We start from the raw sequence: 22,801 nt of genomic DNA on the forward strand, positions 1-22,801 counted from the left end.
CCGAACTCGGAAGTGAAACGCAGCTGCGCCGATGGTAGTGTGGACTTCCATGCAAGAGTAGGTCACCGCCAGGGGCTTTATCCTAAAAAACCCTCACCGTTTTCGGTGAGGGTTTTTGCTTTATGCGCCTCGGCGCAACCGCAACAGGTCACCGCACGTAGCCCTATCCTGAAAACTCCCGCCGCGCAGCAGCAGGACGGCGGCACCAGATCAACGCGCCAATTGCGATACGATGCATGGCACTGAACGACTGGAATGCACAGCCAACGGAATCCGGCATCGCTTATCGCCGATGATGCGTCATCGGATCAGCCCCATCGACGCATTTGCCGTGGAGAACAGCCGTGTTCGTCAACGTAGAAACCCGACGACAACCGCGCCTGCATTGGGCGGCGGCATTGCTGATCACCCTCTGCGTATTCACCTTTGTCGTGCTCGCGCTGATGCCGGCGCCGCGGCGCAATACGTTCTTGCTGGAGTGGGGCACCGTTCCGGCCAATATCTTCGATGCACATCAGCCGATCTGGCAGCAGCTGCGGGATCCGGCTTTGCTGCGCCTGGTCACGGCGTTGTTTATCCACGTGGCGTGGCTGCATCTGCTGAGCAATCTGCTGTTCTTGATGATTTTTGGCGTGCCGGCAGAGCGTGCGCTGGGCTCCGTACGTTTTCTGGTGCTGTTTCTGCTGGGTGGCGTCGTGGCCAACTTTGCCGGCGCGGTGTCACTGGCCAGCGAAGCGCGGCCGATCATCGGCTGCAGCGGCGCCGTTTCTGCGGTGTTGGGCGCCTACGTGTCGCTGTTCCCGCGAGCGCGATTGGGTCTGGTGCTGCCGCTGGGCTTTTATCTGGAATTTGTGCGCGTGCCGGCCTTTCTTCTGATCGGCATCTGGGCCCTGCTGCAGTTGCTCTTCAGCTACGTCGGACCGAGCTATGGCGGCTATGCCTGGTGGACGCACTTGGCCGGCTTTCTATTCGGCGTGATATTTGCGCTGATGTCGCGCGGCGCGATCATGCGGCGCATGCGCCGATAAAATGATGACCATGCGGAACAAGAAACTCTACAAAGTCACCTTCCTGCACCTGGGCAAATGCTATGAGCTCTACGCTCAGCATGTGGCGTCCAGCGGATTGTGGGGATTTACCGAGGTCGGCGAGCTGGTGTTCGAGCCTGCCGGGGAAGGTCTGGTGGTGGATCCCACCGAAGAACGCCTGCGCGAGGAGTTCAAGGACACGCGCGTGCTTCACCTGCCGATGCAGGCGATCGTGCGTGTGGAAGAAGTTGAGCGCAAGGGCGCGCTGTCGATTCGCGATGCGGCAGATGGACAGAAGGTCACGCCGTTTCCGATGCCGCCACGCTCCCGCTGACGTCTTGTCTCAGCGCGGCCCGCGCAGCAGGCCGTGATGCCGTGAAAACAGCTTCATCAAGCGCCGCGCCATCGGGGTTGCCGCGACCTGCTGGAACGCGCGCTGCGGATCGAAACCTTCGCGCCGCATATCGTGGTGCTTGCGCCGAATGTAGGCGCGCATGATGTCGGCATTGAATTCCGGATGGAATTGCGTGCTCACCGCGTTGCGTCCGTAACGAAGCAGATGATGCGGATCGCGTTCGGAACGAGCCAATATCTGCGTACCCTTCGGAATCTCCAGCACGCTCTGCTCATGCGTGGCATGGGCGCGGAAGCTGGTTTCCTGCATGTGTGCGGTCAACGAATCCTGCGCCGCTGCCGGCAGCAGTTCGATCGGAACCGTGCCAATCTCGCGGCCGCCAGGCAGATAGTCGACGCGTCCGCCCAGGGCGTGGGCCATCAATTGATGGCCATAGCAGACGCCGAGCAGAGGGAGATCGGCATCCATCGCATTGCGAATCCAGCCGGCCGTGTTTTCGCTCCAGGCGGCGCATTCGGTCACCATCGCGGCCGAGCCGGTGATCATCGCGCCGGCCACTTCGGCGGGCGGCGGCAGGCTTTCGCCAGCGGCAACGTTGATCACCTGTACCTGTTCTGGTTCGAGCTGCGCAGCAAGCCGGAACCAGTGCGGAAAATCACCGTGGCGAGCTCGGATGTTGTCGGGCGCTTGGCCGGTACGAATGATCAGAATGGGTTTCATGGAGCAACTGGCAAATCAAACGGCATCATGTTTCATGGTGGAGAGTCTTCAATATGCTCCACCGGCGGCAATACGGTAAGAACTTCCTGCACCGTAGTCACGCCGCGTGCCACCTGATCGGCAGCGGAGATGCGCAATGGACGCATACCTTCGGCCAATGCAGCCTGACCGAAGCGGATCAGGTCCAGCTGCGCACTGATGATCCCGCGCAGACGCGGACTCAGCTGCATCATTTCATAGATGCCGGTGCGGCCGAGAAAGCCGGTGTTGCGGCATTCCAGGCAGCCGGCCGGCCGGAATACGCGCTCAGGCAACGGCATCGACCAGCCATGGGTAAGCACCGCCCATTCGTGCGGATCCTGCTGCGTTTCGAGCTTGCAGTGCGGACACAAGGTGCGCACCAGTCGCTGCGCAACGACGCCGCTCAGGGTCGATTGGATCAGATAGTGCGGCACGCCCAGGTCGAGCATGCGGGTTACCGCGCTGGGCGCGTCGTTGGTATGCAGGGTGGACAGCACCAGGTGTCCGGTCAGCGAGGCCTGCACCGCCATCTGTGCCGTTTCCAGGTCGCGGATTTCGCCGATCATGATGATGTCCGGATCCTGGCGCAGCAGCGTGCGCACGCCGGCAGCGAAATCCAGATCGATCGACGTCTGCACCTGCATCTGGTTGAACTCGGGGGAGACCATTTCGATCGGGTCTTCCACCGTGCACACGTTGATGTCCGGCGTGGCCAGGTGCTTGAGCGTGGAGTACAGCGTGGTGGTCTTGCCCGAACCGGTCGGGCCGGTAACCAGCACAATGCCGTGCGGCCGTTCCACCAGGCCGCGCCACAAGGCATCTTCCGACGGCGAAAAGCCCAGCTGCGAAAAATCCTTGGCGACGATTTCAGGATCGAAGATACGCATCACCAGCTTCTCGCCGAACGCGGTGGGCATGCTGGAGATACGCAGTTCCACTTCACGGCCGGAGGTGGCGCGGGTCTTGATGCGGCCATCCTGCGGGCGGCGTTTTTCAGCCACGTCCATGCGCGAGAGGATCTTGATGCGTGACGTCACGGCCGTCATCACCGGGGGCGGCAGCTCGAACACCTTGTGCATCATGCCGTCGATACGGAAACGCATCAGGCCTGCATCGCGGCGCGGTTCCAGATGGATATCCGACGCGCGCTGCTCGAACGCGTACTGCAGCAGCCAGTCGACGATGTGCACAACATGCCGGTCGTCGGCACCCACCTCGCCGGCCTTGCCCAGCTCCAGCAACTGTTCGAAGTTGAGCAGGGTGCTTGTGTCATAGCCGCCGGCCTGATTCTTGGCGTCCTTGGCCAGTTGGATCGAACGCTGGACGCCGTAAAACTCCTGCAGATAGCGATTGATGTCGATCGGACTGGACACCACCCGGTGCACATCCCGCCGCAGCATGTGCGACAGATCCTTGGCCCAGCTGTTGTCGAAGGGCTCGGCGGTGGCGAAGGTCACCTCACCGGCAGACGCGGCCACCGGCAGGATGCGATGGCGCTGGGCATAGGCGTGGCTGACCACCTGGGTGACCATCGCCACGTTGATCTTCATCGGGTCGATTTTCAGGTACGGCAGGCCGGCCTGTCCGGCCAGCCACTCGGTCAGGCCTTCCAGGCTGAGCGGGCGGCCCGGATCGCGCTGATTGGTGAGCTTGGCGTTGGCGATGATCACCAGCGGATTCAGTTCGATCGTGCTGCGCCCTGCGCGGTTGCCCAGGCGCAGCTGCTTGGCGTCGTCGGCGGAAAGGTGGCCGTCCACCACCAGGGCGGCCAGGACATCGTCCAGGGCCAGGCGGCCGCGGCGGCCGAGCATGGAGGCGATTTGTTGAGGTGCGGCCATCTGTACGGTTCCCCCGAATGAGCATCGATCGCCCGGGAAAACAGCGAAATGATGCGCTGCGGCTATACTAACCCGCTTTCTACTTAGGTTAGGAAAGCAATGCCCGCACCTACCTTCCAGGATGTGATCCAGACCCTCAACCGCTATTGGGCGCAGCAGGGTTGCGTGCTGCTGCAGCCGCTCGATACCGAGGTTGGCGCGGGCACCTTCCATCCCGCTACGTTCCTGCGCGCGCTGGGCCCGGAGCCCTGGGCGGCCGCCTACGTGCAGCCCTCGCGCCGTCCCACCGACGGCCGCTACGGCGACAATCCCAACCGACTGCAGCATTACTACCAGTACCAGGTGGTGATGAAGCCCAACCCGGACAACATCCTGGAGCTGTACATCGGCTCGCTCAAGGAACTGGGCCTGGATCCGCAGGTGCATGACCTGCGCTTCGTGGAAGACAACTGGGAATCGCCCACCCTGGGTGCCTGGGGGCTGGGCTGGGAGGTCTGGCTCAACGGCATGGAAGTCACCCAGTTCACCTACTTCCAGCAGGCCGGCGGCCTGGAGTGCAGGCCGGTGACGGGCGAGATCACCTACGGCCTGGAACGCCTGACGATGTACCTGCAGAACGTGGACAACATCTACGACCTGGTCTGGACCCAGAGCCCGCACGGCACGGTCACCTACGGCGATGTGTTCCACCAGAACGAAGTGGAACAGAGCACCTACAACTTCGAGCATGCCAACGTGGCCGAGCTGCTGCGCTGGTTCGATGTGTGCGAAAGCGAAGCCAACAAGCTGATTGCCGCGGGCCTGCCTTTGCCGGCCTATGAGCAGGTGATGAAAGCCAGCCACACCTTCAACCTGCTCGATGCGCGGCGCGCCATCAGCGTCACCGAGCGGCAGCGTTACATCCTGCGCGTGCGCACACTGTCGCGCGGCGTGGCCGAAGCCTATGTGGCACAGCGCGAAAAACTCGGCTTCCCGGGCCTGAAGCGTCACAACAAGGAGCAGGCTGCATGAGCGCCGCCAAGTCATTACTGGTTGAACTGGGCACCGAGGAACTGCCGCCGAAGGCGCTCGATGAGCTGGGTGCGTCGTTCTTGCGCGGTATCTGCGACGGCCTGGGCAAGCGTGGTGTTGCCGCATTGCTGGATCAGGCCACGCTCTACGCCACGCCGCGCCGTTTGGCCGTCCATATCCCCGAAGTGGCGCTTGCGCAGCCCGAGCAGGTGATGGAGCGCCGCGGTCCCGCCGTCAACGCGGCGATGGATGCCGATGGCAATCCGGGCAAGGCGCTGCTTGGTTTTGCGCAGTCCTGCGGCGTCGGCGTGGAGCAGCTGGAAAAGCTGGAAACCGACAAGGGCGCGTGGTTCGTGTTCCGCGCGGTCAAGCCGGGACAGCCGGTTGCCGCGCTGCTGCCCGAGATTGTCGAGGAAGCACTCAAGGGTTTGCCTATCCCCAAGCCCATGCGCTGGGCCGATCACGATTACACCTTCGTGCGGCCGGTGCACTGGCTGGTGATCCTGCATGGCTCGAACATCGTCGATGGCGAAGTGCTTGGCTTGCGCAGCGGCCGTCAGTCGCGCGGTCATCGCTTCATGCATCCGCAACCGGTGCATGTGGCGGATGCCGACAGCTGGCTGGATGCGATGCGCATGGCCAAGGTGCTGGCCGATCCGACCGAACGCCGCCAGCGCATCCGCGAGGAAGTTGCGCGGGCGGCGCAGCAGACAGGCGGCACGCCGCGCCTGGATGACGCACTGCTGGACGAAATCGCCAATCTCACGGAATGGCCGGTGGCCATCGCCTGCACGTTCGAGCGCGAGTTTCTCAGCGTGCCGCCGGAAGCTCTGGTAACCACGATGGAAGCGAACCAGAAGTTCGTGCCAGTGTTCGACGCGCAAGGCGCGTTGACCGAACATTTCATCGGTATCGCCAATATCGACAGCAAGCAGCCCAACGAGATCCGCAAGGGCTATGAGCGGGTGATCCGCCCGCGTTTCGCCGATGCGAAATTCTTCTGGGACGAAGATCTGAAAACGCCGCTCGCCGGTTATCAGGAAGCGCTCAAGCAGGTCACTTACCAACAGGCGCTCGGCAGCTTGTGGGACAAGAGCGTACGCGTGGCCGAACTGGCCCGCGTCACGGCCAATCGCGTGGGCGTCGACGCCGGCCAGGCCACGCGCGCCGCGAGCCTGGCCAAGTGCGATCTGCTCACCCGCATGGTGGGCGAATTCCCCGAGCTGCAAGGCGTGATGGGCCGCTATTACGCGCAACACGACAACGAGTCCGCTGAAGTGGCGAGCGCGCTGGACAGCGTCTACCAGCCGCGCTTTGCCGGCGACAGCATTGCTGCGGGCAAGGTGGGCCAGGTATTGGCGGTGGCGGAGCGGGTGGATACGCTGGCCGGCATTTTTGCGGTAGGTCTGAAGCCGAGCGGCAACAAGGATCCGTTCGCACTGCGCCGCGCCGCATTGGGTCTGGCGCGCACGCTGATCGAAGGTCAGCTCGATATCGATCACCAGGCGTTGTTTGCCGAGGCGCTTGAATTGCTGCCGGAAGCTGCGCTTGCGGCAGGTATCAAGCCGGGCAAGGACGGCAAAGTGCCGGCGCTGGATCCGGGCCAGCGTCGTGCTGCGCTGGGCGCCGAGCTCACCGATTTCGTGCTGGAGCGTCTGCGCGGTTATTACGCTGAGCAGGGCTTCACCACCGAACAATACGAAGCGGTGCTGGCCGTGGCGCCAGTCAGTCTGGTGGATTTCGACCAGCGCCTGCGTGCCGTGGTCGAGTTCGGGCGCCAGCCGGAAGCCGCCAGCCTGGCCGGTGCCAACAAGCGCGTGGCCAACATCCTGCGCAAGCAGCAGGAAGAGCACGGTGCGCAGAGCATCGGCAGCCAGGTCGATCCTGCGCATTTCGAGGCCGATGCAGAACGTGCACTGGCCCAGGCGCTGGAAGCCGCACAGACAGACACCGCCGGTGCGCTCCAGCGTCGCGACTACACCGCGGTGCTCGCACGTCTGGCGCAGTTGCAGGCGCCGGTCGACGCCTTCTTCGACAAGGTGCTGGTAAATGCCGACAATCCGGCGGTGCGTGCCAACCGGCTCGCCCTGCTTGGTCGGCTGAAGGCGCAATTCACCGCGATTGCGGATATTGCACGCCTCTAGCGGTGACGGTGGCAGATCGTCTTGCGACATCTGCAAGCGCGTCGCCCCGATGGCGCGGGCATAAAAAATGGCGGCCTCAGGCCGCCATTTTTACGAGCCAATCAGCGAATGGCTCAGGCCGGCAAGCGGGCCGGCGTGCGGCTGTTCTTCAGGCGCTCGGCGAGGCGATGATTGAAGGCGACCATCGCGCCGGCATCCACATCCGTGCCGCCCGGGCCGAGGATGTCGTACAGCTCGGCCAGCATGTCGGAATTCTCCGCCAGCGTGAGGCGGCTGTCGGCCAGATCCAGTTCCGATTGCAGGATATGCAGCGCCGTATTGAGCCGCTGTGCATCCACGATGCCCGCGCCGCTGGATTCCAGCGTATCGGCAGCGATGCGCAGCTTGGAACGGTGACGCTGCGGGGTGATGGTTTCGGTGGTGTTGGCGGTGTTGTCGTCCGGCAGCAGCGTGTTGGGATCGATCTGCATCGAGCCTTCGCCGGCCACCAGCCAGACCAGGGAAATACCGAGCGTACGTGCCAGGGTGACGCAGCGAGCGCGTGACGGATCGGTGTTGCCGTCGCGCCAGCTGCGCACTACGCCTTCCGAAAAACCGCACATGCGCGCGATTTCCGTGACACTGCCGACGCGCTGGATCAGCAATTTGATGCGATCGGCAAACGTCGAGGAGGATTCGAGATTGGTGTTGGGAGGCAGATTCATCGCAAATTTCCGCAGTAATCAGGGCGCCTGCTGGCAGATTCTTACTGGAATGCCTTGCACGTACCTGTGTAGCAAGTATTAAAGAGGGGCGGCCGGGGCACTTCCGGGGCTATTTTCGCAAGAAAGTACGAAAAATGCTGTTCCGTATCTACCCTGCCGCATAAACGCATCACGGCGGGGCGGGTTGACACGTAGCCGCGCAATCGGGGCAAGAAACTGCGGAAGCATAAACTCCAATAAATACATACGTATGCGTATGGAGGTCCGGTCTCATTGACTTTTACACCCTCCGACTTTGGGCTATCCTCTGAGGCTCCCCCGCGAATGTCCGCTGCGCATGCGTATGCAGGCAGTTCGTCCGATTCGATCCACACCTGAGGTTTCAACTCCATGCGCAGCGTTGTTTGGTCGCTGATGACAGTGGCAGCGGTTGCACTGGCCGGCTGCAGTAATTCTTCGAACCCGTCGTCGGCTGACACGGATGGCCAGGCGCCGGCGGCGCAGGCTGCGGCTGCCAACAATAGTGTTTCGGGCACCATTACCCTGCGCGGCGGCATCAGCCCGTCCAATCAGGACAAACTGGTGATCAGCCTGGTCGACGTCACTGCGCAAGGCTCCGCGCCGCTGGCGACCAAGACCGTAGCCCCGGCTACCACCTTCCCGCTGCAGTTCCAGCTGGATTTCACCCCGGCGAATGTCGCGCCGAACGATCTTTACATCGTGCAGGTCGAGCTGACCGACGGTGATCGCCACTACAGCATGCCGATCCAGGCACCCGTGCTGACCAAGGGCAACCCGACCGCCAATGTTGCGATCGAGCTGGCTCCGGAGCAGACGCCGGCCGAGAAGCTGCTGGCCTCCTTCCAGGGGCTGCAGAAGCAGATCGGCGGCATGAAGCGTTCGACCGGCACCAAGCTGGACCCGAATGCATCGCGCGCCTGGCAGGTGTTCCGCGACGGCACCGAAGTGAAGTTCATCCGCGAGCTGGTGGACTACGGCGACAAGGGCTTTACCAGCACCGACTACGCCTACAAGGATGGCAAGCCGTGGGTGGTGCAGCAGCAGAAGAAGGCCAGCCAGGGCGCCAAGCCGACGTCGACGGATACCGCCGGCTGGGGCGACGATGGCTCGCTGGTGTTGAAGACCCATGAGGCCGGCGGCAACTCCAGTGCGTTGAGCGACAGCGATGCCGCGAACCTGCAGCAGCAGTCCGGCGACATCCTCAAGCTCGCCACGAACGGCAAGGGCAAGTAAGCCGCTCGCAGCAAGCTATGCGTATAAAAAAAGCCGTCCGCATTGCGGACGGCTTTTTTATTGCCGGTGCGATCGGTCTTAGAAACCGAACTTCACGCCCAGGTTGATGGCGTTGTAGCGCTGGCTGTTGTCGCTGAAGTGGCCGTTGTAGGCAATCCAGCCGGACAGGTTGGAGGTGAACTGGGTGGTCAGGCCGACATTGGCCGAGCCCCAATTCTTGTCCGGGGTAAAGCCGGCCATTTCGAAACTGCCGTTCATGCTGTTGAGGCCGGCGGTGACCATGTCGGTGCTGGCCCGGCTGTCGTGGTTCCAGCCCAGCTCCACATACGGCGACAGATCCATCGAGTTGTACTGCCAATGGCCCTGCAGGCGCCAGCCGAGCGTGCTGATCAGCGCATTGCGTTCCTGGCGGCCAAACCACATTGCCGTCGCATCGTTGCCGCTTTCGTTATAGCCGTCGATGCGGATGTTCTGGTATTCGATGTTCGCGAACGGGCCGGTCTTGAAGCTGCCGACGTCGAACCAGTAGCCGCCGTGCAGGCCCAGGCCGAGATAGGAGCCATCGGTCTTGCCCGCTTCATGCGTGCGGTCATCGCCGACCATGAAGACGCGGTTGATATTGGTGTAGCTGGCCTGGCCGAAATCGCCATACACACCGGCGTAAGCGCCCGCCGAATGCCAGGTCAGATAGCCCAGGCCGGTGAGCGCCTGCAGGTCGTAGCCACCGCCGCCGCTGACGTCGGCATAGTGTTCGCCGATGCCGAACGCCGCGCCGGCCGAGATGTAGTCGTTGGCATGCACGTCGACGCCGACGGTCAGGTCGACATTGTTGCTGGTGGTCTTCGGTGCGCCGGCGCTCTGATCGAACTGCTGGTTGGAATAGCTGATGCTGGCGAAGGCGCGGGTCGGACTGCCGAAGTTGTCGGCCATCATCTGCGAGCGCACCGCGGCAGTCTGCGTGGTGGCCGCAGCCAGCGGCGCTTCCTGCAGCAGCGAGATCTGCTGCGGCGCGGCCAGTTCGGACAGCACAACCTGCGCCAGCATCTTGTCTGCGCCGGTGGTCGGATGCACGCCGTCAGCAAACAGGTAGCTGTTGTTGGTGCCCGGTGCATAGGTGTAGGGCAGGCCGGAATTCGCCGGGCCGCACAGCACCGAGCTGGAGCCGACGCCGCAGGCCGGCACGGTGACGTTGCTGAAACCGTAAAGGCCCGGGTTGGCGATCACCTGGCTGAGCAGCGCAAACGCATTGACCGGGATGATGCCCATGCCCAGCTTGCCGATGCCGGCATTGAGCTGGCCGTTGTAGATCACGCTGAGCGTGGTCAGCGACGAAGCGGCCGATGCGCCCGCTTCCTGGGCTTCAGGCGTAAGCCCGATATTGGGCAGGTTGAACACCAGGATGTTCTTGGCGCCGGCAGCCTGCAGTTCGCCCAGCAATTTCACTTCCTGCTGCGCCGCTGCGACGATCTGCGTCTGCGCGGTGGCCGGCGTGGTGGTCGCATAGAAAATATCGTTGGCGCCGCCCCACATGGTGTACAGCGCATGGCTGTCCAGCGTGGGATGGCTGGCCAGGTAAGTGTTGATCTGGGTGGTGATCAGCGGCACACCGGCCGGCGTACCGGGCGAGTTGTTGAAGATGCCCGCGCCACCCCAGGCGTAGTCGTTGCCGCCGGCAAGCGATGCCGTCAGCGAATAGCCAAGCCCGGCCGCCACGTTCTGCACGGTCACGTTGCCGGGATTGGTGGTGAACTTCTGCGGCGGCTGAAAACCGGGTACTTCCTGCAACGACAGATTGCCGGCGTCGCTGAGGCTGTCGCCGAACGTGATGACGTTGCTGAAGGTCGAATGCGGATTCCCCGTGGCGTGGGCGGCGCCGATAAGACCCAGGGCCAGCGCAACAGCGCCGGCTATCTTGCGCGGGTAAAACATGGGGTAGTGCTCCTGCGTTTGTTATAGTCAAGTTACGTTAATGCATGCCATACGTCAGCGCATGCTGCGGCGCAAGCAAGGGGTTTGTCGCAGGAACTTGTAGGAATTGGCCAGCGCATCCCCCATGCGATCCGGCGCGGCCCAGACACTTTCAGTGCCTGGGCCGGGATAGCTTCAACGCTTCAACGCACGCGACAGCGCATCGGCAAAAGCGCTGTTGGCCGGTGCGGCCGCCGGCTTCGGCGTGTTCGTGGCACCCGGCCGCGGACCGCGGCCATCGCGCGAACCGGGGCGGCTGTCATTGCCGGCCGCCGGACGGCCGCCGCGGGCCTGGCCGGGCTCGTCGTCCAGGCGCATGGAAAGACCGATGCGCTGGCGCGGAAGATCCACTTCCATCACCTTCACCTTGACGATATCGCCGGCCTTCACCGCATCGCGCGGATCTTTCACGAAGGTATGCGACAAGGCGGAAACGTGTACCAGGCCATCCTGATGCACGCCGATATCGACGAAGGCGCCGAACGCAGCCACGTTGGTGACGCGTCCTTCGAGGATCATGCCGGGCTTGAGATCCTTCAGATCTTCCACGCCCTCGGCAAAACTCGGCGCGACGAATTCGGGGCGCGGATCGCGGCCGGGCTTTTCCAGTTCCTTGAGGATGTCGCGCACCGTCGGCACGCCGAAACGCTCGTCGGTGTATTGCTCGGCCTTGAGGCCGCGCAGGAAAGCCGCGTCGCCGATGATGCTTTTCACTTCGCGCCCGCACTGCGCAATGATGCGCTCCACCACCGGATAGGCTTCCGGATGCACGGCGCTGGTGTCGAGCGGATTGTCGCCGCTGGGCACGCGCAAGAAGCCCGCGCACTGCTCGAATGCCTTGTCGCCCAGGCGCGGCACCTTCAGCAACGCCTTGCGATTGGCGAACGGGCCATTGGCATCGCGGTGCTTGACCACGTTCTCGGCCACGCTCGGCGTAAGGCCGGCCACGCGCGAAAGCAGCGCAGCGGAAGCAGTGTTCACGTCGACGCCGACGGCGTTCACGCAGTCTTCGACCTTGGCATCCAGCGCACGCGCCAGCTTCACCTGATTGACGTCGTGCTGGTATTGCCCGACGCCGATCGCCTTGGGTTCGATCTTCACCAGCTCGGCCAGCGGATCCTGCAGGCGGCGCGCAATCGACACGGCGCCGCGCAGGCTCACATCGAGATCGGGGAATTCCTTGGCGGCGGTTTCGGATGCCGAATACACCGACGCGCCGGCCTCGCTCACCACGATCTTGGAAAGCTTCAGCTCCGCGTGCTTCTTGATCAGCTCGCCGGCCAGCTTGTCGGTTTCGCGCGAGGCAGTACCGTTGCCGATCGCGATCAGGTTGACGCCATGCTGCTTGCTCAGCACCGCCAGCCGCGCCAACGATTGATCCCACTGGTTGCGCGGCTCATGCGGATAAACCGTATCGGTGGCGAGCAGTTTGCCGGTGGCATCGACCACCGCCACCTTCACGCCGGTGCGGATGCCCGGATCGAGCCCCATCACCGTCTTGGCGCCGGCCGGTGCGGCCAGCATCAGGTCCTTGAGGTTGTCGCCGAACACGCGGATGGCTTCGTCTTCGGCGCCTTCGCGCACGCGGCCAAACAGGTCCAGGGTCAGATGCAGATGCAATTTCACGCGCCAGGTGAGGCGCACCGTTTCGCGCAGCCATGCATCCGCAGCGCGGCCGCGATCGATGATGTTGGCATGCACGGCCACCCGGCCTTCGCCTTCCACATGACCTTGCTCGGCGTCGGCCGCAGGCGTCAGCTCAAGCTCGATCACGCCTTCGTTGCGCGCGCGCATCAGGGCCAGCAGACGATGCGAGGGAATCTTGCCGATCGCTTCCATGTGATCGAAGTAGTCGCGGAATTTCGCGCCTTCCTGTTCCTTGCCTTCCACCACTTTTGCGCGGATCTGGCCCTTGTCCCACAGCCAGTCGCGCAGTTCGCCGAGCAATTGCGCATCTTCGGCAATGCTTTCCATCAGGATCGCACGTGCACCATCCAGCGCGGCGCGCACGTCGGCTACGCCCTTTTCGGCATCGACAAACGGTTCGGCACAGGTTTCCGGCGTTTGCGACGGATCTTCACGCAAAGTCAGCGCCAGCGGTTCCAGGCCGGCTTCGCGCGCAATCTGCGCCTTGGTGCGGCGCTTGGGTTTGTACGGCAAGTACAGATCTTCCAGGCGCGCCTTGGTTTCGGCGGTGAGGATGTCCTGCTTCAGTCCGTCGGTAAGCTTGCCTTGTTCGGTAATGCTGGCGAGGATCGCTTCGCGTCGCTCTTCCAGTTCGCGCAGATAGCGCAGGCGTTCTTCCAGCAGGCGCAACTGCGTGTCGTCGAGGCCGCCGGTGGCTTCTTTGCGGTAGCGCGCGATGAACGGCACGGTGGCGCCGCCATCGAGCAGGTCCACGGCAGCGTGTACCTGTTCGGTCTTGGCGGCGATATCCTGGGCGATGCGTTGTTCGATGCTGAGCATGAGACTGAAGAAATTCCTTGGTTTTCGTGTTACGGCGAGCGAGCCGGCGATACTGGCCCAGTCGGATTGAACATCATATCAAGCAGTGCCTGAAACGCCTGCCGGATATGCGCGTACGCGAGCATGGCAAAAAAAGACGGCGCCAAACCCGCTGGTTTGCGCCGTCTTCATGTGCTTGATTCAGGCGTCGAAGCGGCCGTGATCGGAACCGGGCTGCGACCGTTGCGGCGGCTGTTCCCGCACGCTGCCGTTAAGTACGTAGGTGCTGGCCATCAGATCGTGCAGGCCTTGCTTGCGCTGGGTCCAGGCGACAGCGAGGTAGCAGATGATCGGGATCAGTCCGAAGATCAATCCCGCCAGTCGCACCACGTTGCGCGCGGCGGCGCGCGCGATGCTGACGCGCTGTCCGCGCAGGTCGGTGACGCGCAGGCGCAGGGCCAGCTTGCCGGGCGTGGCCTGGAATTTGGACGCTTCGAAGAACACGTAATAAAGAAAGGTGATGACGAGCGAGGCGACCTGCGAGCTTTCCGTGGCCTCGCCGTACTGGCGAAGCGCGTTGGCCAGATCGCTGCCGGCCTGCACCTGTTCAAGCAGGTGTTTGTAAGCGTCCATGCCGCCGAGTGCATACATGGCGATCATCGACGGGATGGTCAGCACGATCACATCGATGACCCATGCACCGAAACGCTGCCAGAAGCCGGCGTAATCGAGCAGACCGGTGCTGACGGGCTGCGGTGGCGGCGATGGCGGCGCGTAGATGGATTCGGTGGCCGGGGGCGGCGTGGGCTTTTCCAGCGGAAACAGCACCGAGAGCGGCTGCCAGTCGGCCAGGCCGTCGTACCAGCCCAGGTCCTCGCGGCTGAGCTGGCCGCTGCGCAGCCATTCCTTGATTTGCTCTTCCTGATACGGGCCGTGGCGTTCGCCTTGCCGACCGATCCACACTTCCATGGGGTGCTCCTCGCTAAGCAGGAGCGCATGATGCCATGCGCCGCAGCGATGATGCTCAGGCCGCGTCGCGCCGCTTGAGATGAACCAGCAGCAGGGAAATGGCCGCCGGCGTGACGCCGCTGATGCGCGCTGCCTGGCCGATGGTCGCCGGCAGGCTGCGCTTGAGCTTCAGCAGCACCTCGGCGGACAGCCCGCGCACCTTGTCATAGTCGAAGCTGGACGGAATCGCGGTGTTCTCGTGCCGGCGCTGCCGTTCGATCTCCTCGCGCTGGCGCTCGAGGTAGCCGGCGTACTTGGTTTGCACCTCGACCTGTGCGGCCACGTCTTCGCGCTCCACCGCCGGCCCCAGTTCGGGCACCGAGGTGAGCCTGGCGTAATCCAGCTCGGGGCGGCGCAACAGGTCCAGCGCATTGGATTCGCGGCTCACCGCCACGCCCAGGTGGCGCTCCACCGCGGCACCCAGTGCATTGTTGGGCGCGGCCCACAGCGTGCCGAGGCGTTGTATTTCGCGCTCGACTGCCTCGCGCTTGCTGCGCAGCGCGTCGAACCGCGCCTGCGGCACCACGCCCAGACGGTGGCCGGTTTCGGTCAGCCGCAGGTCGGCGTTGTCCTCGCGCAGATGCAGGCGGTATTCGGCGCGCGAGGTGAACATGCGATAGGGCTCGATGGTGCCGTTGCTGGTGAGGTCGTCGATCAGCACGCCGACATAGGCCTCGTCCCGGCGCGGATACCAGGGCGCCTTGCCTTGCACCGCCAGCGCGGCGTTCAGGCCGGCGATCAGGCCTTGCGCGGCGGCTTCTTCGTAGCCGGTGGTGCCATTGATCTGGCCGGCGAAATACAGGCCCGGGATGGTCTTGGTCTCCAGCCACGGATGCAGGCCGCGCGGGTCGAAATAGTCGTATTCGATGGCGTAGCCCGGGCGGGTAATGTGGGCGCGCTCGAAGCCCCTGATCGAATGCACCAGGTCCAACTGCACATCGAATGGCAGCGAGGTGGAGATGCCGTTGGGGTAGATCTCGAAGCTGTCCAGCCCTTCCGGCTCGATAAAGATCTGGTGCGAGCTCTTTTCGGCAAAGCGCACCACCTTGTCCTCGATCGAGGGGCAGTAGCGCGGGCCGACGCCTTCGATCTGTCCGGTATAGAGCGGCGAGCGGTCCAGGGCACCGCGGATCAACGCGTGCGTGCGCTCGCTGGTATGGGTGATCCAGCAGCTCACCTGGCGCGGATGCTCGGCGCGCACGCCCAAGTAGGAGAACACCGGGGCCGGGTCGTCGCCGGGTTGCTCTTCCAGATGGGTGAAATCGATGCTGCGCAGGTCGATCCGCGGGGGCGTGCCGGTTTTCAGCCGGTCCGCCGCCACCGGCAGTTCGCGCAGGCGCTGGGCCAGGGTGGTGGCCGGCGGGTCGCCGGCACGGCCACCGTCGTACTGCGCCGGGCCGATGTGGATCTTGCCCGCCAGAAAAGTGCCCGCTGTGAGCACAATGGACCCGGCACGGAAGGAAAGGCCCATTTGCGTCACCACGCCGGTGACGCGGCCGTGCTCGATCAGCAAGTCGTCGACCGCCTGCTGGAACAGGTCCAGATTCGGCTGGGTTTCGACCATGCGCCGGATCGCGGCCTTATACAAAGCGCGGTCGGCCTGGCAGCGCGTAGCGCGTACCGCCGGCCCCTTGGAGGCGTTCAGGGTGCGCCACTGGATGCCGGCGCGGTCCGCCGCATGCGCCATGGCGCCGCCCAGCGCATCGATTTCCTTGACCAGATGCCCCTTGCCGATACCGCCGATGGCCGGGTTGCAGCTCATCTGGCCGATCGTCTCGATGTTATGGCTGAGCAGCAGTGTGCGCGCGCCGCAGCGCGCCGCGGCTAGGGCAGCCTCGGTGCCGGCGTGGCCGCCGCCGACCACGATCACATCGTAGGAACTGGGGTGGAACATCGGATGGCCCAAAATGCGGGTTGGACAATGGCTTATGGTACCGCGAGTGCCGCCGCAATGACTTCCCGCGCTGGGCTGGCATGCTTTCTGCTTCTAGACTCATCGCACTTTCACGGGCAGATGCCGCGCGACACGCGCGCTGAGAGAGGACGACAGGGGTCCCTTCGCGTACCGGGTGAGGAAGCAAGACGGCGCCCCTAGGGGCGCCGTCGTTTTTTCTGTGACTTTGATCTCTGCTTCAAGAGAGATCTGGCGCCCGGCGGTCTCAGGAACAGGGGGAATCCAGGATGACCGTATTGCCGGGCGCCAGAAACTGGTGGCTCCAGGGGCTGCACGGCAGTGCCGTTCCCCCGTTGGCGTGAGGGGGATAATCACCCCGTACGCGTGAACATTGAGTGACTGAAACGCAAATTTATGCCGATAAAAGGCAGCTGCTGACGCAAAAGGTCACAGCGTAATTTGCAGCTCCAACATTGTGTGATCTACGTCACAAGATGGCACGCCTGTTGCAGCACTCCGGTGCAAGCCAAAGACGGGGGAGTGCCATGGACAACAGCAACGAATTCGCACCGGTTTATCTGCGGCACGATCTGATGATCGAGATCGGCCGCCTGGAAATGGCAATGGATCATCTGGTCGAGCGCGACCTTGTCCAGCAGCAGCAGCTGCGTCCGCGACTGGAAACGCGCATGAGCCACCTGCTCAGCGAGCTGGATCATCTTCCCGCCTGAGCCAAACCTCTTTACCGCCCCACAACGGCGACCTCCTGGAGGTCGCCGTTGTGTTTTCAGCGCTGCAAAACGTTAGCAACGATTTCGTTGAGGTTGCGTGACAAGTCTTCGCGCGCGGCCAGCGCCGCCAAGGCGGCATGCGCTGCCTCGCGGCGTACCGGTTCCAGTCGCTGCCAGCCGTTGAAGGCGGTCGCCAGGCGCGCGGCAATTTGCGGATTGATGGCATCCAGCTGTGCCAGGCGTTCGGCGAAGAACCGGTAGCCGGCACCGTCGGCGCGATGAAAGCCGCTGGGATTGGCGCTGGCGAACGTGCCCAGCAGGGCGCGTGCGCGATTCGGATTCTTCAGCGTAAACGCCGGCTCGTTTTCCAGCCGCATCACAACGGCCAGCGTAGGCTCGCCCGGCAGCTTCGCCTGCTCGCCGAACCATTTGTCCAGCGCGAGCGGATTGTCGGCGTAGCGCTGGCGAAAATCCGCCAGCGCCGCCGTCGCCTGCGCGGCCTGATCGCGCACCAGTACGCCCAGTGCGGCGAGACGATCAGTCATGCCGTGCGCGCTTGCATATTGGCGGGCGGCCAGGGCATGCGCCTGGTGTGCATCGAGCAAGGCCAGCAAGTCGAGCACACGCCGCTTCAGTCGCCGCTGCGCCTGACTGACTGCATCGAGCTGCTGGCCGGCATGAGCCGCCAGGGTGTGATAGCGCGCAATCAGGGCAGTGACGCCCAGCCGCTGTGCCAGCTGTTGCTGCAGATGCTGGCGCTGGGCATGAATTTGCGCCGGATCGACTTCGCTCTGGCGATCGGCGAATTCGATTTCACCCGGCGGCGTGAGCAGGTCGGCGAGCAGCGCGTCGTCGATCGAGGGATTGTCGAACAAGGCAGCGAGCGCGTCGCACCAGGCTTTGCACGCAGAGCCGTCGCCTGTTGGCTGCAGACTGTCGAAGGCCAGCATGGCCAATTGCTGGCCGGCTTCCCAGCGGTTGAAACCGTCCACATCATGCGCCAGCAGCAGCGCGAGTTCGGCCGGTGTGTAATCGCATTCCAGCACGACCGGCGCGGAGAATCCGCGCAGCAAGGAAGGGACGGGCGAGGACGGTACGTTGTGAAAAACGAAGCGCTGCTCGGCCTTGTCCAGCACCAGCACGGTTTCACTGCCCAGCGCCTGGCCGTCCAGATGCAGCGGAAGCAGGTGGCCGTGCCGGTCGAACAATGCCAGCTTGACCGGAATCGGCAGCGGCAGCTTCTCCGGCTGTCCCGGCGTGGTCCGCGTGAGCTGGGCCAGCGTCAGGCTGTACTCGCGTCGTTCCGCGTTGTAGCTGCCTTTAGCGTGCAGGCGTGGCGTGCCCGACTGCGCATACCAGGCCAGATACGGCTTGAGGTCGATCTGGTTGGCATCGCCCAGGGCGGAAAGGAAATCTTCGAGCGTGGCGGCGTGGCCGTCATGACGTTCGAAATACAGATCCATGCCGCGGCGGAAACCGTCCTGGCCGAGGCGGCCGGCAAGCATGCGCACCAGTTCCGAGCCTTTCTCGTACACGGTAGCGGTGTAGAAATTGTTGATCTCGCGATACTCGGCCGGACGCACCGGATGCGCCAGCGGGCCGGCATCTTCCGGGAACTGCGTGCGGCGCAACAGCGACACATCCTCGATGCGCTTGAGCGGTGCGGAATTCATGTCGGCGGAAAATTGCTGCTCGCGGAATACCGTCAGCCCTTCTTTGAGCGACAGCTGGAACCAGTCGCGGCAGGTCACGCGATTGCCGGTCCAGTTGTGGAAGTATTCGTGCGCCACCACTGCTTCGACGGCACGATATTCCTCATCGGTGCTGCTGTCGGGGTCGGCCAGCAGATATTTCGCGTTGAAGATGTTGAGGCCCTTGTTCTCCATCGCGCCCATGTTGAAGTCGTGCGTGGCCACGACATGGAACACGTCCAGATCGTAGTTGCGTCCGTAGCTGCGCTCGTCCCAGCGCATCGAGCGCTCCAGTGCGTCGAGCGCGTAGTGGCAGCGGTCGATTACGTTGGCTTCGGACCACATCACCAGCAGCACGTTGTGCCCATCGGCGGTGAGGTAATCGCGGCGGATGCTCTCCAGCCGCCCGGCGACCAGCGCAAACAGATAGCAGGGCCTGGGGTGCGGATCGACAAAACGTGCCCAATGGCGCCCATCGGGAAGCTCGCCGGCACCGTCCGGATTGCCGCCGGCCAGCAGCACCGGAAAGCGCGCACGCTCGGCACGCAGCGTGACGGTGTAGCGGCTCAGCACATCCGGTCGATCGGGAAAGAAGGTGATGTGCCGAAATCCTTCGGCTTCGCACTGCGTGAGCAGAAAGCCGGTTTCGCGCGAACCGGAAAGATACAGCCCTTCCAGCGCCGTGTTCTCCGCCGGGCGCACGCGCACGCGGGTCTCCAGCGTGCTGTTGTCCTGTACCGCCGCCACTTCGAGCACGCCGTCGGCGTAACGGTAGTCGGCATCGGCGAGTGCGCGGCCGTCGAGAGTGATCGACAGCAGCTCCAGGTTCTCGCCATCGAGCCGCAGCGGCAAGGACTGCGCCGGGTCGCGGCGCAGGTGCAGGCGCGAGGTGATCTCGGTGCGATCGATGCCCAGGTCGACATCGAGTTCGATCGATGCCACCGTCCAGGCGGGGCGGCGGTAGTCGTCCAGGCGGATGGCGCTGGCGGCAGGCGGGTTGGCAAGAGTCATGGGATACGGGAAGAACGGCGACGGATCAGGCTAACATGCGGGTTTCCCTGCCAAGGAACAAGCGGATGACTGCATTCAGCACCGAGCGCACGCGGCTGGGACCGCACGAAATCGTGGTTCTGCGCGATGCCGCAAACGGCCGCAGTGCCCGCATCGCCTGCCGTGGCGCCACTCTGATCGGCCTGGAGCAGGCACTGCGCGGCGAGGTGCTGCAGCTGGTGGACGGTTACCGCGACGCGGCCGAGCTGGACAGCCGCCCCAGTTCGCGCTGCGCCATCATGGCGCCGTTCGCCAATCGCATCGACGATGCCCGCTATGTATTCGACGGCCAGCAGCAGGATCTGCAGCCCGGGGTCGAGGGCGATGCGCGCGCCAGCCGCCACGGCTTTGTGCGCGGCGTCGATTTCGACATATCGGAGCACCACGCCGATGGCCAGGGTGCCCACGTCACCTTCGTTACGCAGGTCATACGTCCTGGCGCGTTCCCGGGTTACCCGCATGCCATCGACCTGGCAGTGAGCTACACGCTCGACGGCAAAGGACTGGCACTGCAGGTGAGCATGCGCAATGTGGGCGATAGCGCCGCACCCTGCTTCTTCGGCTGGCATCCGTATTTCCGCGTGGGCGACAACGCCGTCGACAGCTGGGAATTGCAGGTGCCCGCCACGCAGCTGGTACGCACTACGCCGGGCTATATTCCGTTGCCGGGAGCGCAGGCGTATCAGCCGCTGGACGAAGCGCCGGCCGCGCTCGATTTTCGCCAGGCCAAGCCGATCGGCAGCACCAAGATCGATAGCGCGTACGCCGGCCTCGTCATCGGTGCGGATGGCCGGGCGCACACACGCATGCGCAATCCGGCCAACGGGTTGGGGCTGAGCGTGTGGCAGGAGCATGGCGTGATGCTGGTGTTCACCGCCGATACTGTGACGCGCGATGTGCGCCGTGCGGTGGCGCTGGAGCCGATGGAAAGCATGTCCAATGCGTTCAATCGCGACGATTGCGCCCAGGCGATCCGCCTGGAACCGGGCGCGGAACGGCTGTTTCGCTGCGGCGTGGAGATCGATAGCGTATGAGCGTGGCACTGCCCGGCATCGATCAGATCCGCGACGCGGCGGCCCGCATCGCGCCATATGCGGCGATCACCCCGGTACTGCGCCATGAGGCGCTGGATCGCATGGTCGGTGCGCAGCTGCATTTCAAATGCGAAAACCTGCAGCGCGGCGGCGCATTCAAGTTCCGCGGTGCCTGCAATGCGGTGTGGTCGCTGACCGACGATGAGGCGGCCCGCGGGGTGGTGACGCATTCGTCCGGCAATCACGGCAATGCCTTGGCGATGGCGGCTGCCACGCGTGGCATCGCCGCGCACGTGGTGGTACCGGAAGGCGCCGTGCGCGCCAAGCTGGAAGCAATTGAACGCGCAGGTGCGATCCTGCATCGCTGCGCTGCCACTACTGCGGCGCGCGAGGCCAAGGCGGCCGAAGTGCAGCAGGCTACGGGTGCCACGCTGGTGCATCCGTATGCCGATACGCGGGTGATGGCCGGGCAGGGTACGGTGGTGCTGGAGTTGTTGCAGCAAAGTCCGCAGCTGGACGCGATCATCACGCCGGTCGGCGGCGGCGGCTTGTCGTCGGGGTGTGCGATTGCTGCACACGCCATCGATGCGTCGCTGAGCATGTTCGGTGCGGAGCCGTCCGGTGCGGACGACGCGGCCCGGTCGCTGGCGCTCGGTGCGCGCATCGATGCGCTGGTGCCCGATACGGTGTGCGACGGTTTGCGCACGCTGATCGGCGAACCGAATTTCGCCGCCCTGCGCGAGCATCGCGTGGAGATCATTACTGTCAGCGACGAAGAAGCCATCGCGGCAATGAAACTGCTGTGGCAGTCACTCAAAGTGGTGGTGGAGGTATCCAGCGCCACCGTGTTCGCCGCAGTGCTCAAGCAGCGCGAGCGATTCGCCGGCCGCCGCATCGGCCTGGTGCTGACCGGCGGCAATGTCGATATCGATGCGCTGCCGTGGTGATGTCCTGCGCGTCAGCTTGCTGACAAGGTATCGAAATTTCATGCACGAAGCGCGCCATCTGTGATGGTGTTTGCGTTCGCTTTTGGCGAAGCTTGAAGTCAATCACGCTTTGCGCCCGGTGAATCGCGCATCCTCTCGCTCACAATTTGCACACCAGCATCGAGCAACAGGGGGGCCTTATGGTCGAGCTGGAGATACAGGTTCTCTCTGATCGCAGAGAGGGACTGCTGGTCGAGCTTGGGCACGTCGTCGTCGCCAATCATTTTTCGCTATTGCGCCAGCGCCTGACGCAGGACGGGCGCGGTGCGTGCCTGTCGATGCTGGTGCGCGGGCCGGATGAGCAACGCATGGCGCTGGAAGAAATGCTGGGTACGCACAATCGCGTGCTGAGTTTCGAGGCGGCGCTGGCGGGCGAGGCCAGCGTAGTGCCGCCCTTGTCGATGCCGATGATGTCGGCGGAACCTTCGGTGCCGCCCGAATTGCCGCCGCCGGCCAGCCTGCCCAACGTAGTGCAGGTGGAGCACGTACTGCCTATGCTGGCGCAGGACTATCCGCAGATTTATCCCTGGCTGGTTTCGCTAGAACACAGCGTGGACGAAGCGGTGCGCGAATCGTCGCTGATGCTGGCCGGACGCCGCACTGGTGCATGGGTATACAAGCGCGACTACGCACTGGGCGCCAAGCTGGGCCTGGCTGAAGCGATTCGGCGCATCGGGGTTCCTGCATTGCGCCAGCTGGCCGATATCGAGCATCACGGCGTGCACCTGCATGTGCTCAACAGCCCGTTGTGTGCGCCGGGAGCGCGTTCCGGCTGCAGGTTTTACGGGGGTTATCTGGAAGGATTGCTGGGCGCGGCGGTGGCGCCGCGGCGGGTATTTGTCCGCCAGCTTGGCTGCCGCGGCGCCGGTGCCGCGTTATGCAGCATGGAAATCTCGCATTGAAGCTTTGATCTGGGGGG

At 63.9% G+C, this 22,801-nt stretch carries 18 protein-coding genes; 10 read left to right on the forward strand and 8 right to left on the reverse strand.

The annotated features are described in order from the left end of the window. The 3 genes from IGX34_RS22035 to IGX34_RS06885 all read left to right on the forward strand — a co-directional run. Positions 1-246, forward strand: a 246-nt coding sequence (locus IGX34_RS22035) for a hypothetical protein (protein ID WP_225737291.1), incomplete at its 5' end; no start/stop codon positions are given. 98 nt (positions 247-344) lie between these two features. Next, positions 345-1,028, forward strand: a complete 684-nt coding sequence (locus tag IGX34_RS06880; protein WP_338015427.1) for a rhomboid family intramembrane serine protease — start codon at positions 345-347, stop codon at positions 1,026-1,028. A gap of 10 nt (positions 1,029-1,038) precedes the next feature. Beyond that, positions 1,039-1,362, forward strand: a complete 324-nt coding sequence (locus tag IGX34_RS06885) for a DUF1820 family protein (RefSeq protein WP_192554977.1) — start codon at positions 1,039-1,041, stop codon at positions 1,360-1,362. Between the two features lie 9 nt (positions 1,363-1,371). Here IGX34_RS06885 and IGX34_RS06890 read toward each other — a convergent pair whose 3' ends face one another. Continuing rightward, positions 1,372-2,103, reverse strand: a complete 732-nt coding sequence (locus IGX34_RS06890) for a glutamine amidotransferase (protein ID WP_192554978.1) — start codon at positions 2,101-2,103, stop codon at positions 1,372-1,374. Positions 2,104-2,135: 32 nt separating this feature from the next. Continuing rightward, positions 2,136-3,962 (reverse strand): type IV pilus assembly ATPase TfpB, encoded by a 1,827-nt coding sequence (gene tfpB / locus IGX34_RS06895; protein WP_192554979.1) that lies wholly within the window; start codon positions 3,960-3,962, stop codon positions 2,136-2,138. A gap of 99 nt (positions 3,963-4,061) precedes the next feature. On the opposite strand from tfpB, the gene glyQ reads away from it, so the two are divergent. Next, entirely contained in the window at positions 4,062-4,973 is a 912-nt protein-coding gene (gene glyQ, locus IGX34_RS06900; protein ID WP_192554980.1) for a glycine--tRNA ligase subunit alpha, read from the forward strand. Continuing rightward, on the forward strand, positions 4,970-7,117 hold the full coding sequence (glyS, locus tag IGX34_RS06905; protein WP_192554981.1) for a glycine--tRNA ligase subunit beta: 2,148 nt from the start codon (positions 4,970-4,972) through the stop codon (positions 7,115-7,117). The genes glyQ and glyS overlap by 4 nt, the downstream gene beginning before the upstream one ends. A gap of 113 nt (positions 7,118-7,230) precedes the next feature. Here glyS and IGX34_RS06910 read toward each other — a convergent pair whose 3' ends face one another. Beyond that, the gene (locus IGX34_RS06910) at positions 7,231-7,821 is read right to left on the reverse strand and encodes a helix-turn-helix domain-containing protein (RefSeq protein ID WP_192554982.1); all 591 of its coding nucleotides are present in this window, start codon (positions 7,819-7,821) and stop codon (positions 7,231-7,233) included. A gap of 390 nt (positions 7,822-8,211) precedes the next feature. On the opposite strand from IGX34_RS06910, the gene IGX34_RS06915 reads away from it, so the two are divergent. Continuing rightward, positions 8,212-9,075 carry a YbaY family lipoprotein gene (locus IGX34_RS06915; RefSeq protein WP_192554983.1) on the forward strand — a complete coding sequence of 288 codons (864 nt, stop codon included), beginning with the start codon at positions 8,212-8,214 and terminating at the stop codon, positions 9,073-9,075. A 78-nt stretch (positions 9,076-9,153) separates the two neighbouring features. Here the strand turns inward: IGX34_RS06915 and IGX34_RS06920 are convergent, their stop codons facing one another. The 4 genes from IGX34_RS06920 to mnmG all read right to left on the reverse strand — a co-directional run bounded on the left by IGX34_RS06920 (position 9,154) and on the right by mnmG (position 16,390). Next, complete coding sequence (locus IGX34_RS06920; RefSeq protein ID WP_192554984.1) at positions 9,154-11,004, reverse strand: autotransporter domain-containing protein; 1,851 nt, start codon at positions 11,002-11,004, stop codon at positions 9,154-9,156. Between the two features lie 174 nt (positions 11,005-11,178). Continuing rightward, positions 11,179-13,509 carry a Tex family protein gene (locus IGX34_RS06925; RefSeq protein ID WP_192554985.1) on the reverse strand — a complete coding sequence of 777 codons (2,331 nt, stop codon included), beginning with the start codon at positions 13,507-13,509 and terminating at the stop codon, positions 11,179-11,181. Positions 13,510-13,689: 180 nt separating this feature from the next. Beyond that, positions 13,690-14,457 (reverse strand): RDD family protein, encoded by a 768-nt coding sequence (locus IGX34_RS06930; RefSeq protein ID WP_192554986.1) that lies wholly within the window; start codon positions 14,455-14,457, stop codon positions 13,690-13,692. A gap of 55 nt (positions 14,458-14,512) precedes the next feature. Next, on the reverse strand, positions 14,513-16,390 hold the full coding sequence (gene mnmG / locus IGX34_RS06935) for a tRNA uridine-5-carboxymethylaminomethyl(34) synthesis enzyme MnmG (protein WP_192554987.1): 1,878 nt from the start codon (positions 16,388-16,390) through the stop codon (positions 14,513-14,515). A gap of 545 nt (positions 16,391-16,935) precedes the next feature. On the opposite strand from mnmG, the gene IGX34_RS06940 reads away from it, so the two are divergent. Further along, positions 16,936-17,121, forward strand: a complete 186-nt coding sequence (locus IGX34_RS06940; RefSeq protein ID WP_192554988.1) for a hypothetical protein — start codon at positions 16,936-16,938, stop codon at positions 17,119-17,121. Between the two features lie 56 nt (positions 17,122-17,177). On the opposite strand, the gene pepN is transcribed toward IGX34_RS06940, so the two are convergent. Beyond that, a complete protein-coding gene (gene pepN, locus IGX34_RS06945) occupies positions 17,178-19,823 on the reverse strand; it encodes an aminopeptidase N (protein WP_192554989.1) in 2,646 nt (881 codons plus the stop codon). A 65-nt stretch (positions 19,824-19,888) separates the two neighbouring features. Between pepN and IGX34_RS06950 the strand changes: the two genes are divergently transcribed. The 3 genes from IGX34_RS06950 to IGX34_RS06960 all read left to right on the forward strand — a co-directional run bounded on the left by IGX34_RS06950 (position 19,889) and on the right by IGX34_RS06960 (position 22,784). Next, on the forward strand, positions 19,889-20,896 hold the full coding sequence (locus IGX34_RS06950; protein ID WP_192554990.1) for an aldose 1-epimerase: 1,008 nt from the start codon (positions 19,889-19,891) through the stop codon (positions 20,894-20,896). Next, a complete protein-coding gene (locus tag IGX34_RS06955; protein WP_192554991.1) occupies positions 20,893-21,843 on the forward strand; it encodes a pyridoxal-phosphate dependent enzyme in 951 nt (316 codons plus the stop codon). Before IGX34_RS06950 ends, IGX34_RS06955 begins: the two co-directional genes overlap by 4 nt. A 179-nt stretch (positions 21,844-22,022) precedes the next feature. After that, positions 22,023-22,784 carry a hypothetical protein gene (locus IGX34_RS06960; protein ID WP_192554992.1) on the forward strand — a complete coding sequence of 254 codons (762 nt, stop codon included), beginning with the start codon at positions 22,023-22,025 and terminating at the stop codon, positions 22,782-22,784. Positions 22,785-22,801: the final 17 nt, after the last annotated feature.

Source organism: Dyella acidiphila (assembly GCF_014863405.1).
GTDB lineage: Bacteria > Pseudomonadota > Gammaproteobacteria > Xanthomonadales > Rhodanobacteraceae > Dyella_B > Dyella_B acidiphila.